Source organism: Terrabacter sp. RAF57 (assembly GCF_052113925.1).
Classification (GTDB): Bacteria; Actinomycetota; Actinomycetes; order Actinomycetales; family Dermatophilaceae; genus Terrabacter.
Window position 1 is genome coordinate 20391 of the sequence record NZ_JBFRDT010000022.1, and the last position, 11574, is coordinate 31964.

Sequence of the window (11574 nt, forward strand, 5' to 3'; positions counted from 1 at the left end):
CGGCACACAGCAGGCGCACGCCTGTCGTATGCCGTGGCGTCACGCTCGTGGGCCCCGTCGGGCTCGAACCGACGACCGGCGGATTAAAAGTCCGATGCTCTACCGACTGAGCTAGAGGCCCGTGGTCCGACTCGGCGCGTTCGCACCGTTCCGAACCCGCCGTCAGTATGCCCGACCGCCCGACCCCAGCCGAACCCGCGACCCGCCGAGGCGCGATCGCCCGGCCCCGGTGTCGGGTGCGGGTGTCAGGTGTGGCGGCCGCGCACCCAGTCCTCGAGGGTCCCGTCGACGTGGTCGCGCATCACGAGGGACCACACGAGCACGGAGGCCGCGAACTCCCCGATGGGCGCGGCGGCGGCGACGTCGTCACGCAGCGCCGCGAAGCCCGGACCGTCGGCAGGCCGACGGAAGCGCAGGCGCGGGGAGTCGAGCACCACCGCGCGGGCGCTCTCGGGGAGGCTCTCGACGGTGGCCGGTCGGGCCGCGGCCACGGCGCGCCGCGCGCGGATCGCCCTCACCCGGAGCAGACCGCCGGTCGTCACGCCGACGGCGGCGGCGGCCAGCACGACAGCCAGACCCAGCCCGAGGTCGGACTCGCCGACCGGCCAGCGCCACGCCACGGCGGTGGCCCCGGCCGCGAGCACGAGTGCGACCGCGAAGGGCCAGGCGAGGCGCCCCCAGGCGGCGTCTCGCTCGAGCCGCTCCTGCTCGTAGTAACGCGAGGCCCACTCGCGCACGGCGAAGACCGGGAAGCCGCACGCGTCCTGCGGCGCGGCGTCGCCCGTGGACGGCGGAGCCGTCGGCCCCGTCATCCGGTGCGTGGGCCCAGGTCGCACCGAGTCGGTGCTGTGCGCTTCTCGCTGCTCGCGCATCGGACCCCTGTCTGCTTTGTCACGTTTCGTGAGCTTCAGCGTAACGAGGGATCGCGTCGTACGTGGGACGTCCACGCGGGGCGGGCTCCCTGTCTTCGCGGCGCCAGCGCCGTCGGAGCGCGTCAGGCGCTGGTGTCGGGCCGGTCCGTTCCCGCTGCGGCGGCCGGACTCTCGACGGGGCCGAGGGTGGCGCGCAGCTCGCGCCGGGCCGAGTCGATGACGGCCCGACGGGCCCGGAACTGGTCCGGGTCGGCCGTCGGGGCGGTCGCGAGGTCGGCGCCGACGGCCTCCACGAGGCCCCGCAGGAGCCCGCGGACGTCGGTGACCCGTTCGGCGCGGGATCCGTCCGGCGCTTCCGTGGCCAGGGTGTGGAAGGCTTCGTCGATCTCCAGCAGTCGGGGCTGGGCGGCCGTCCAGATCGGCAGCGCCTCGGCGGCACTCCGCCGCTCGAGGACCTGGGTGGTGAGCGAGTCCTCGACCCAGGACGCCTCCTTCTCCGCGGCAGCCAGTCGGTCGTCCCAGGCCTGGAGCTCCGCCTGTGCCTGGCGCCGCCGGATCAGGAACCAGGCGAGGGCGCCGAGCAGGACGAGCAGCAGCAGCCACGGCCACCAGGTCGTCCCCTGCTCCGAGGTGGGCGCCGCCGGCGCGGCCTCGGTCGGGGCCGGCGTGGGGGACTCGCTCTCCGACGGTGTCTCGGTCACCGTGGCCGTCTCGGTCCGGGTCACCGTGGCCGTCTGGGTCCTCGTCTCCGTCTGCGTCTGCGTTTGGGTCTGCGTCTGGGTCTGCGTCTTGGTCTGCGTCTGCGTCTGTGTCACGGTCTGGGTCTCGGCCGGGACGGTCCGGGTCGGCAGCTCCGGGAGCGTGACGGCCGGCGCGCTGGAGGTCGGCGCTTCTGCCGGCGCGCTGGCGGCCGGCTCGCTCGCGGAGGGCAGCGCCGAGCGGCTGATGCTCGGCAGCGTCGTCGGCAGGGTCACCGACCCGCTGCCGGAGCACGCGGCGAGAACCGCGATCACGACGAGGGTGGCCAACGCGCTGACCAGGGCAGGAATGCGTCTCATGGCCGATTGTCCGCGCACGACCCATGGCGCGGGCGTCACCCGCGCGGGGTGAGATGGCGCCAGCCCGCGGTGGCCACGGGTGCGCGCTCCGACCGGGACGGCATACGGACTCGGTGGGTATGGTGCAGACGTCAACGACTGAGCAGGAGGACCGCATGAGCCTGGACCGACCGGTCGCCCCGAACCCGTACGACCTGCTGCCGCAGGTGCCCTCCTTCACGGTGACGAGCACCGACGTCATCGATGGGCAGCCCCTCGAGGACGACCAGGTGGCAGCGGAGGGCAACACGTCCCCGCAGCTGTCCTGGAGCGGTGCACCGGAAGGGACGCAGAGCTACGTCGTGACGTGCTTCGACCCCGATGCCCCCACCCCATCGGGCTTCTGGCACTGGGTGCTGGTCGACGTGCCCGCCGACGTCACCTCACTCGACACGGGTGCGGCGTCGGCAGCCTTGCCGGGCAGGGCATTCCACGTGCGCAACGACGGTGGTGAGGCGGGCTTCATGGGCGCTGCCCCGCCCGAGGGGGACATGCCGCACCGCTACTTCTTCGTCGTCCACGCCGTCTCGGAGCCGACGCTCGGCGTCGACGACTCGGCGTCGCCGGCCGTCGTCTCGTTCAACCTCGCCTTCAAGACGCTCGCCCGAGCCGTCATCCACGGCACCTACCAGCACTGACGCCCGGCGGCGCCGGACGACGGCGCAGCCCGCACCGCCGTCGTCTGCGGTGCGGGCTGCGTGCTGCGTGCTCCGGGACCGGGTGGTCCGCCCGTCAGGCGCTCATGAGCTCCGCGGACTCGAGGTGGACGCGCAGCTCGGCGAGGACCCGACGCAGCAGCCGGCTCACCTGCATGGCGCTGAGGCCCATGGTCTGGGCGATCTCGGCCTGCGTCATGTCGTGGGCGAAGCGCAGCTCGACGATCTCCTGGTCGCGCGGGGGCAGCCGCTTGAGCGCTGTCCGCACGACGATCCCGTCGTCGAGGCCCGGGTCCGTGTGGTGCTCCGCGCGGGCGTCGACGAGGTCGAGGACCGGACGGCCGCCCTCGGTCGTCGTGGCGTCGAGCGAGGCCGGTCGAAGGTTTGTCGAGGCGACCTGCGCCTCCTTGACCTGCTCGAGGGTCAGCTCGAGGGCCGTGGCGAGGTCGTCCTGGGTGGGCTCGTGGCCGAGCGTCTGCTCGAGGCGCGTGCGGGCGTCGGTGACGAGCTGCCGCCGCTCCTGCAGGCCGCGCGGGGGTCGGACGAGCCAGCCGTGGTCGCGGAAGTGGCGGCGCAGCTCACCGGTGATGGTGGGCGTCGCGTAGGCGCCGAACTCGGTCTCCTGGGAGAGGTCGAAACGCTGGATCGCCTTGAGCAGAGCGAGGAATGCGACCTGTTCGAGGTCGTCCCGGTCGAGGCCCTTCCCGGCGTAGCGGTGCGCGAGGGACCGGGCCAGTGGCATGTGCAGCCGGGTCACCGTCTCGAGGGCCTGCGCCTTCTCGGTCTCGGAGTGCGAGGTGCGGACGGTGGTGATGAGGTCACGGGTGCGGGCGTCCTTGCGGGGACCGCGCGAAGGGTCGGTCATGTCTGCTCCATCCAGGGATGTGGGTGGCGGCGCTTGCTTGACCGACGTGAGGAACCTTAGACAAAGTCTCAACATTGCACAAGGGCTGAACAGATCAGCCCGGCCGGACCGGGCGGGGCAGGCCCTCAGGCGGGGCGGTGGAGCACGGCTGCCTCGGGCGTCACGACGAGCTCTCCGTCCCCGATCTCGGCGACCGTGCCGTCGACGAGGAGCGACCGGTCGCCGGCCTCCCGCGGCGGGAAGACGAGCGTGACGCCGCGGTGCTCGCCGACGAGGCGCGTGGCCGTCGAGCCGATGCGGTCGACGAGCAGACGGTCGCCGTCGAGACGTGGCCGCACCCCGAGCACGTGTGGCCGCTCATCGCCGAGACACACGAGGAACGCGTAGTCGTGGTGCCCCATCGCCTCGCCCAGCTCCGAAAGCTCCACCTTGACGCTCATGACGACCTCCACCGTCCGGGTCCGCGCGCCCAGGTGGCGCGGACGACTCACCTCATCGTCCACCTGCGCTGTGCGAGGGTGTGGGTATGCGAGTGGCGTTGATGGTGACCTGCCTCAACGACGCGATGTTCCCGGACGCCGGCAAGGCCGTCGTGACGCTGCTGCGCCGCCTGGGCGTCGACGTCGAGTTCCCCGCGGCCCAGACTTGTTGCGGCCAGCCGATGGTCAACACGGGCTACCTCGACGAGGCCGTCCCGGTCGTGCGCACCTTCGTGCGGGCGTTCGAGGGCTACGACGCGATCGTCACGCCGTCCGGGTCCTGCGCCGGTTCTGCCCGCCACCAGCACTCCGTCGTCGCGCGCCGTTCGGGCGACGAGGGCCTCGTGGCCGCCGTCGCCGAGATCTCGCCGCGGGTGCGTGAGCTGTCCGAGTTCCTCGTCGACGACCTCGGGGTGGACGACGTCGGCGCCTCCTTCCCGCACTCCGTCACGTACCACCCGACGTGCCACTCGCTGCGGATGCTCGGCGTCGGTGACCGCCCCGAGCGGTTGCTGCGCGCGGTGCGCGGCCTCCGGCTCCTCGACCTCCCGCGGGCCGAGGAGTGCTGCGGCTTCGGAGGCACCTTCGCGCTCAAGAACGCCGACACCTCCGTCGCCATGGGCGCCGACAAGGCTCGGCACGTGCGTGAGTCGGGAGCCGAGGTCCTCGTCGCCGGCGACAGCTCGTGCCTCATGCACATCGGTGGCCTGCTGACGCGGCAACGAGCCGGGGTCCGCGTCATGCACCTCGCCGAGGTGCTCGCGTCGACGGAGGGTGCGACGCCCGGGGGCGCCCGATGAGCCGCACCTTCGTCGGTATGCCGCCGTTCCCCACCGCCGCTCGCGCCGCCCTCGCCGACACGCAGCTGCGGGCCAACCTCGCCCATGCGACGACGACGATCCGGGCCAAGCGCGCGGCCGTCGTCGCCGAGGTCGACGACTGGGAGGCGCTGCGCCTCCGGGCCGCCGCGATCAAGGACGACGTCCTGCTCCACCTCGACGAGCACCTCGTCCGGCTCGAGGAGTCACTCACCGCACGAGGCGCCATCGTGCACTGGGCACGCACCGCCGATGAGGCGTCCGAGGTCGTGGCGCAGGTCGCCCGGGCCCACGGGGTCGACGAGGTGGTCAAGGTCAAGTCGATGGCGACGCAGGAGGTCGAGCTCAACGAGTACCTTGCGGCACAAGGGATCTCGGCGTGGGAGACCGACCTCGCCGAGCTCATCGTCCAGCTGGGCGACGACCTCCCGAGCCACATCCTCGTGCCCGCCATCCACCGCAACCGAGCAGAGATCCGCGCCGTCTTCGAGCGCGAGATGGGCCGAGTCGGGCGGCCGGCGCCGGTCGACCTCACCGACGACCCGGCACGCCTGGCCGAGGCGGCCCGCCTGCACCTGCGCGAGAAGTTCCTCCGCGCGAAGGTCGGCGTCAGCGGCGCCAACTTCGCCGTCGCCGACTCGGGCACCCTCGTCGTCGTCGAGTCCGAGGGCAACGGCCGCATGTGCCTGACCCTCCCCGAGGTGCTCGTGTCGGTCGTCGGCATCGAGAAGGTCGTCCCCACGTGGACCGACCTCGACGTCTTCCTCACCCTGCTGCCGCGGTCGTCGACGGGGGAGCGGATGAACCCCTACACCTCGACGTGGTCGGGCGTGACGCCCGGCGACGGTCCGCAAGAGGTGCACGTCGTCCTCCTCGACAACGGCCGCACGCGAGCGCTCGCCGACGAGGTCGGCCGCCAGGCCCTGCGCTGCATCCGGTGCTCCGCGTGCCTCAACGTGTGCCCGGTCTACGAGCGCACCGGCGGCCACGCCTACGGCTCCGTCTACCCCGGCCCCATCGGCGCCATCCTCAACCCGCTCCTCAAGGGCGTCGGCCACGACGACCAGACCGACTCCCTGCCGTATGCATCGTCGCTCTGCGGGGCGTGCTTCGAGGCCTGCCCCGTGCGCATCGACATCCCCAGCGTGCTCGTCGACCTGCGCGCTCAGGTCGTCGACGCCCACCGGTCGGGGGTCCCCAAGCCCGAAGCCCTTGCCATGCGCGCGGCCGCCGCGACCTTCGGGTCCGGGGAGCGTCTCGCCGCCGCCGAGCGTGCCTCGGGCCTGGCCGGTCGAGCCCTCGACGCGATCTCGCGGATCGCCCGTCGTGACAGGCGTGCCGGTGGCCGACGGCTCCTCGGTCGCCTGCCCGGCCCCGGCGCCGCCTGGACCGACGCGCGCGACCTGCCCGCGCCGCCCGCGGAGTCGTTCCGCGCCTGGTGGAAGCGCACCGACGGAGGCACGCGGTGAGCGCGCGCGACGAGATCCTCGGTGCGGTCCGCGACGCCATCGCGTCGGCGCGGCGTCCCGTCGACATACCTGCGCTCGACCGGGCCGAGCGCGACGGTGACGTCGACCTCTTCGCCGAGCGGGTGGCCGACTATCGCGCCACCGTCGTGCGGTGCGGCCCGGACGGTGTCGACGCCGCCATCGAGGCAGCCCTTCCCGAGGGCGCCACCGTCGTGGTCCCCGACGGGATGCCCTATGCCGTCCCCGGCGCGGTCCCGGATGCGGCCCTCAGCGCGGCGGACCTCGACGCGACGACGGCCGTGGTCACCACGGCGACCGTCGCGATCGCGACGACGGGGAYGATCGTGCTCTCACACGGTCCCGGGGAGGGGCGGCGGGTGCTGACACTGGTGCCCGACCTCCACGTCTGCGTCGTCCGCGCCGACCAGGTCGTCGACGACGTCCCGGCCGCCGTCAGGCGACTCGACCCGGCGAGCCCGACGACGTGGATCAGCGGGCCGTCGGCGACGAGCGACATCGAGCTGAGCCGCGTCGAGGGCGTCCACGGCCCACGGACCCTCCACGTCGTCCTCGTCAGCGGGGCGGACGGCATACCCCCGGCTGACGGTGTCAGCTGACGCGGGTGAGCTTGTAGTGCAGGCGAACCGCGGTGGCCGACCACATCCGCAGCTCGTGGTCGGTGCGGAGAACGCCCTCGCCGTCGACGTAGACGCGGAAGCGCTCGTGGACGGGCGCCCGTGAGGCGTGGGCGCGGCGGTCGTCGGTCACGACGACGTACGCGCCGTCGCTGCCGAACGGCCCCGGGGGCGAGTCGAGCTGCAGCGACCCGTCCGGGAGAGCCGTGGGGCGCAGGAACACCTGGACGTTGCCGGCCTCGAGCGGGAAGGTCACGTGGACGCTCGGGCGGTCCGCGCCCGGCAGCACCCGGCTCGCGTAGCACCCGCTGTAGACGTACTCGCCGGTCGAGCGCAACGAGCGGATCCAGCCCGCGGCCCGCTGCCGGCCGCTGTCGTCGGAGATGACGGCGACCCGGCTGTCCATCCCGTGGGCGACGTCGAGGGGGCGCATGGGCAGCGCCAGCTGCTGGACGCGTCGACCGAAGAAGCGCGACACGAGCTCGCCGCCGGGCTGGAAGGCCGCGGTCCACTGCGTCCACACCTCCATCCGCCAGCGCGACGTGTGCTCGTAGAAGTCGCGGACGTCGGGATGCAGGGCTGCGGCGCGGAAACCCGGCCCGTCGAGCACCGACAGGTCGGGGAGCAGGCCGGCGCCGTCGACGTCCTCACGCACCTCACCGCCCCAGCGTGCCGCGGCGCTCGCCAGCCACGCGTCGCCGACGACGGCACCGTCGTGGACCGGCGCGTCCAGCCAGGCCTGCGCGCCCGCCAGCTCGACGGGCCGACCCGTCGTGCGCCAGAACGTGCGGGTGACGCGGTCGAGGCGCGGCATGAGGGAGCTCACGAGCGCAGCGTGCCAGACCGGCGCCGTGGGTGCCGGGGGCTAGCCTGCTGGGATGAGTGAGAGCGACCACCGCGCCCCCAGGCGGCCCGCCTTCTTCAGCGAGGCGGCCCTCGAGGCGCACGGTCCTGCCTACGACCCCACCGAGCAGATCCACGTCGCCCACGAGACGGCGCTGGCGCTCGTCCACGCCGGCCGCGCGGCGTCCGACCCGGTCGTGACGCAGAAGCTCGTCGCGCTCGTCGACGACATCGGTCTGTCGACGCTCGCCGAGCTGTGGTCCCAGCGCCCTGCCCGCTCCCTCCCGGGCGCCCTGTGGCGCCTCTACGTGCTCCGTGAGTGGGTGCAGCGGGCGCCCGACGAGGCGAGCCGGGAGTATGCCGCCGGCATCCGTTTCACCGGCCCCAACCACGCCGTGGCCGGTGCCGCCGAGCCGCCCGGACCCCAGGAGATGGGGCGCGTCATCGACGAGGTGCTGCGCGGCGTCTTCGAGGGTGACCTCGCCGTCGCCCTCGAGCGGGCCTCGGCCTTCTGCCGCGTCGTCTCCGCCGGCCGCGCCGACATCTCCTCGGGCGACGAGTCCGCCGAGCAGGCGGCGAACGTCCTCGTCATGGCCGAGGATCTCACCGTCTGCGCTCGCCTGTGGCGCGCCGACGCGCTCGATTGACCAGGCGACCGACGGGTCTTGCGCCGATGCATCTTTGGTGATCCGTTCGGGCGGCTTTATCCTTGACGCGCGTCGGGTCGTGGTAGCCCCGGGTCCCAAATTCAGCCGCTACGAGCGGCCCAGTGCCGAGAGGCGCTCCCGACCCGACGCAACCTCTTCGGCCCAGCGCGCTCGGTGTCGGCCCATGGCAAGGGGTCCACGTCCCATCTCGTTCGGGCCTTCGGCCCACCGACCACCAGGCAGCCGCCTAGATTGGACCCATGACGCCCGAGGAGGAGCGGTCCGGTGACTTGCTCGATGTCGCACTCGCCGACGAGATCGAGCTCGTGAGCGACCTCGTGGTGGCTGCCTCCTCAAGCCCGCGCCATTTCACTCCCGACGAGGTCGACGAGCTGCTCGGCATCCCGGAGGGCGTCTCCGGCACCCGGTCGGACGCCCCGGCGACGCCGCCGGCGGAGTGACCGTTCCCGTCCGCACGCACGACCGGATGCAGCGGCATGCTCCCGGCTCGTCGCCCCGGAAGCAGCCAGGCAGGTCCGGATGAACACCGGATCGACGCCGGGTTGCGCCGGAGTGACTTCTACGCCGTAGCATCTTCCCCGGACCAGACCTCGATCGACCGGAGCGCCCCCGTGGGTTTTCGCCTCACACCCCAGGACACGAGCTTTTTCTCCCTCTTCACCTCTTCCGCCCAACTCCTCGTCGAGGCGACCCGGGAGCTGACCCGGTTCCTCGAGGTCGAGCCCTCCAAGCGGCAGGCGGTGGCCGACCGGCTCAAGGAGCTCGAGCACGCTGCCGACGACGCGACGCACGAGGTCATCAACAAGGTCAACAGCTCGTTCATCACGCCCTTCGACCGCGAGGACATCCACAACCTCGCCGCGTCRCTCGACGACTGCATGGACTACATCGAGGAGACCGCTGACCTCATCGTGCTCTACCGCATGGGTGAGATCCCCGAGGGTCTCGCGGAGCAGTTCGAGATCCTGGCCCGGATGGCCGAGGTCACGGCGGAGGCGATGCCGCGCCTCCGGTCGATGAAGGACCTCAAGAGCTACTGGATCGAGATCAACCGCCTAGAGAACCAGGCCGACTCCCTCCACCGCAAGATGGTGGCCGCTCTCTTCGTCAACACGCCCGACCCGATCAACGTGATCAAGGTCAAGGCCATCGTGGACGGCTTCGAGGACGCCGCCGACGCGTTCGAGAAGGTCGCCCACGTGGTCGAGGGCATCGCGGTCAAGGAGTCCTGACCCGCTGATGGACACCACCATCCCCGTCCTCGGGGTCGCTGCGGTCATCGCACTGGCCATGGGCTTCAACTACACCAACGGCTTCCACGACGCCGCCAACGCGATCGCGACCTCGGTCTCGACCCGGGCCCTGACGCCCCGCGTGGCGCTGGCCATGGCGGCCATCGCCAACCTCTTCGGAGCCTTCTTCGGCTCCAAGGTGGCGGCGACCATCGGCTCGGGCATCATCGAGCAGCCCGAGGGCGTCGACGGGCTCTGGCTCGTCGCGGCCGCCCTCATCGGCGCCATCGGCTGGAACCTGCTGACCTGGTGGTTCGGCCTACCCTCGTCCTCGTCGCACGCCCTCATCGGCGGTCTCGCTGGCGCCGCGCTCGTGGCCGGCGTCGCAGTGAAGTGGGCCGTCATCTGGGAGAAGGTCATCATCCCGATGATCGCCTCACCACTCATCGGGCTCGTCGTCGGCTACCTCTTCATGACGGCGATCTTCTGGATCTTCCGCAACGCCAACCCGGGCCGGGTCACGCGCGGCTTCCGCCTGGCGCAGACCGCGTCCGCTGCCGCGATGGCCTTCGGCCACGGCCTCCAGGACGCCGCCAAGACCGCCGGCGTCGTGCTGCTCGCCCTCAACATCTCGGGCTACCACAACAGCACCACCGTCCCGATCTGGGTCCTCGTGCTGTCGGCCCTCGTGATCTCCGCCGGCACGTACGCCGGTGGCTGGCGCATCATGCGCACGCTGGGGCGGCGCATCATCGACCTCACGCCGCCCCAGGGGTTTGCGGCCGAGACGACGGCCGCCTCGATCCTCTACGTCGCGGGGCTTGCGCTCGGGGCCCCGATCTCGACGACGCACACGATCACCTCGGCGATCATGGGCGTCGGAGCGACCAAGCGGCTCTCGGCCGTGCGGTGGAGCGTGGCGGGCAACATCGTCGGCGCGTGGGTGCTCACCTTCCCGGGCGCCGGTCTCGTGGCCGTCCTCGCCTGGTACGCCAGCTCGATCTTCCGCTGACCGCCGCGCGACCGCGCCCACGGCACACGACCGCGCCCACGGCATACGACCGTGCCCACCTGACCTCGACGGTCAGGTGGGCACGGTCGTACGTGGACGGGTCCGGCGGAAGCGGGCCGGAGGTCCTGCGGCTCAGCCGAAGCGGCCGGAGATGTAGTCCTCCGTGGCCTGCTCGGTCGGGTTGTTGAAGATCCGCGTCGTGTCGTCGATCTCGACGAGCCGGCCCGGCTCCCCGGTGGCCTTGAGGTTGAAGAAGGCCGTGCGGTCGGACACCCGCGCCGCCTGCTGCATGTTGTGCGTGACGATGACGATGGTGAAGTCGTTCTTCAGCTCGTTGACGAGGTCCTCGATGGCGAGCGTCGAGATCGGGTCGAGGGCCGAGCACGGCTCGTCCATGAGGAGCACCTGCGGCTGCACGGCGATCGCCCTGGCGATGCACAGGCGCTGCTGCTGGCCACCGGAGAGGCCGGCACCCGGCTTGCTCAGGCGGTCCTTGACCTCGGTCCAGAGGTTCGCTCCCTTGAGCGACTGCTCGACGATGCCGTCGAGGGTCTTCTTGTTCTTGACACCGTTGAGCCGCAGGCCCGCCGCGACGTTGTCGTAGATCGACATCGTCGGGAAGGGGTTCGGCCGCTGGAAGACCATGCCGACCGTGCGCCGCACGGTCACGGGGTCCATCGAGCTGGCGTAGAGGTCCTGGTCGTCGAGCATGACCTTGCCCTCGACGCGACCGCCGGGGATCACCTCGTGCATCCGGTTGAGGGTGCGCAGGAAGGTCGACTTGCCGCAGCCGGACGGCCCGATGAAGGCCGTGACGGAACGGGGCTCGACCGTCATCGAGACGCCCTCTACGGCCTTGAAGGAGCCGTAGTAGACGTTGAGGTCGGTGACGTCGATTCGCTTGGCCATCGTTCAGATTTCGCTTTCT

At 71.9% G+C, this 11574-nt stretch carries 14 protein-coding genes and 1 tRNA gene; 8 read left to right on the top strand and 7 right to left on the bottom strand.

Annotated features, from left to right (window positions below):
• Positions 1 to 48: 48 nt before the first annotated feature.
• The 3 genes from AB4Y83_RS19305 to AB4Y83_RS19315 form a co-directional block, all read right to left on the bottom strand.
• Positions 49 to 121, bottom strand: a tRNA-Lys gene (locus tag AB4Y83_RS19305).
• Positions 122 to 245: 124 nt separating this feature from the next.
• Entirely contained in the window at positions 246 to 872 is a 627-nt protein-coding gene (locus AB4Y83_RS19310) for a hypothetical protein (RefSeq protein WP_442276313.1), read from the bottom strand.
• Between the two features lie 122 nt (positions 873 to 994).
• The gene (locus tag AB4Y83_RS19315) at positions 995 to 1930 is read right to left on the bottom strand and encodes an LPXTG cell wall anchor domain-containing protein (RefSeq protein ID WP_442276312.1); all 936 of its coding nucleotides are present in this window, start codon (positions 1928 to 1930) and stop codon (positions 995 to 997) included.
• A 155-nt stretch (positions 1931 to 2085) separates the two neighbouring features.
• Here AB4Y83_RS19315 and AB4Y83_RS19320 point away from each other — a divergent pair, with 155 nt between their 5' ends.
• A complete protein-coding gene (locus AB4Y83_RS19320; protein WP_442276311.1) occupies positions 2086 to 2607 on the top strand; it encodes a YbhB/YbcL family Raf kinase inhibitor-like protein in 522 nt (173 codons plus the stop codon).
• Positions 2608 to 2701: 94 nt separating this feature from the next.
• Here the strand turns inward: AB4Y83_RS19320 and AB4Y83_RS19325 are convergent, their stop codons facing one another.
• Both AB4Y83_RS19325 and AB4Y83_RS19330 read right to left on the bottom strand, forming a co-directional pair.
• Complete coding sequence (locus AB4Y83_RS19325) at positions 2702 to 3490, bottom strand: sigma-70 family RNA polymerase sigma factor (protein ID WP_442276310.1); 789 nt, start codon at positions 3488 to 3490, stop codon at positions 2702 to 2704.
• A gap of 125 nt (positions 3491 to 3615) precedes the next feature.
• The gene (locus tag AB4Y83_RS19330) at positions 3616 to 3930 is read right to left on the bottom strand and encodes a hypothetical protein (protein WP_442276309.1); all 315 of its coding nucleotides are present in this window, start codon (positions 3928 to 3930) and stop codon (positions 3616 to 3618) included.
• Between the two features lie 86 nt (positions 3931 to 4016).
• On the opposite strand from AB4Y83_RS19330, the gene AB4Y83_RS19335 reads away from it, so the two are divergent.
• From AB4Y83_RS19335 to AB4Y83_RS19345, 3 genes are read left to right on the top strand one after another with little or no spacing between them, the layout of a single operon-like run.
• The gene (locus AB4Y83_RS19335) at positions 4017 to 4769 is read left to right on the top strand and encodes a (Fe-S)-binding protein (protein ID WP_442276308.1); all 753 of its coding nucleotides are present in this window, start codon (positions 4017 to 4019) and stop codon (positions 4767 to 4769) included.
• Positions 4766 to 6256 carry a lactate utilization protein B gene (locus tag AB4Y83_RS19340; RefSeq protein ID WP_442297857.1) on the top strand — a complete coding sequence of 497 codons (1491 nt, stop codon included), beginning with the start codon at positions 4766 to 4768 and terminating at the stop codon, positions 6254 to 6256. The genes AB4Y83_RS19335 and AB4Y83_RS19340 overlap by 4 nt, the downstream gene beginning before the upstream one ends.
• On the top strand, positions 6253 to 6873 hold the full coding sequence (locus tag AB4Y83_RS19345; protein ID WP_442297858.1) for a LutC/YkgG family protein: 621 nt from the start codon (positions 6253 to 6255) through the stop codon (positions 6871 to 6873). The genes AB4Y83_RS19340 and AB4Y83_RS19345 overlap by 4 nt, the downstream gene beginning before the upstream one ends.
• Here AB4Y83_RS19345 and AB4Y83_RS19350 read toward each other — a convergent pair.
• Entirely contained in the window at positions 6866 to 7717 is an 852-nt protein-coding gene (locus AB4Y83_RS19350) for a hypothetical protein (RefSeq protein ID WP_442276305.1), read from the bottom strand. The two genes, AB4Y83_RS19345 and AB4Y83_RS19350, sit on opposite strands and share 8 nt — an antisense overlap.
• A gap of 52 nt (positions 7718 to 7769) precedes the next feature.
• On the opposite strand from AB4Y83_RS19350, the gene AB4Y83_RS19355 reads away from it, so the two are divergent.
• From AB4Y83_RS19355 to AB4Y83_RS19370, 4 genes are all read left to right on the top strand, one after another.
• Positions 7770 to 8381, top strand: a complete 612-nt coding sequence (locus AB4Y83_RS19355) for a hypothetical protein (RefSeq protein ID WP_442276304.1) — start codon at positions 7770 to 7772, stop codon at positions 8379 to 8381.
• 260 nt (positions 8382 to 8641) lie between these two features.
• Complete coding sequence (locus AB4Y83_RS19360; RefSeq protein WP_442276303.1) at positions 8642 to 8842, top strand: hypothetical protein; 201 nt, start codon at positions 8642 to 8644, stop codon at positions 8840 to 8842.
• 171 nt (positions 8843 to 9013) lie between these two features.
• Positions 9014 to 9634 (top strand): DUF47 domain-containing protein, encoded by a 621-nt coding sequence (locus tag AB4Y83_RS19365; protein ID WP_442276302.1) that lies wholly within the window; start codon positions 9014 to 9016, stop codon positions 9632 to 9634.
• Between the two features lie 7 nt (positions 9635 to 9641).
• Positions 9642 to 10646 carry an inorganic phosphate transporter gene (locus tag AB4Y83_RS19370; RefSeq protein WP_056771687.1) on the top strand — a complete coding sequence of 335 codons (1005 nt, stop codon included), beginning with the start codon at positions 9642 to 9644 and terminating at the stop codon, positions 10644 to 10646.
• Between the two features lie 132 nt (positions 10647 to 10778).
• Here AB4Y83_RS19370 and pstB read toward each other — a convergent pair whose 3' ends face one another.
• Positions 10779 to 11555: a phosphate ABC transporter ATP-binding protein PstB gene (gene pstB, locus AB4Y83_RS19375; protein WP_020145738.1), complete on the bottom strand. Its 777-nt coding sequence runs from the start codon at positions 11553 to 11555 to the stop codon at positions 10779 to 10781.
• Positions 11556 to 11574: the final 19 nt, after the last annotated feature.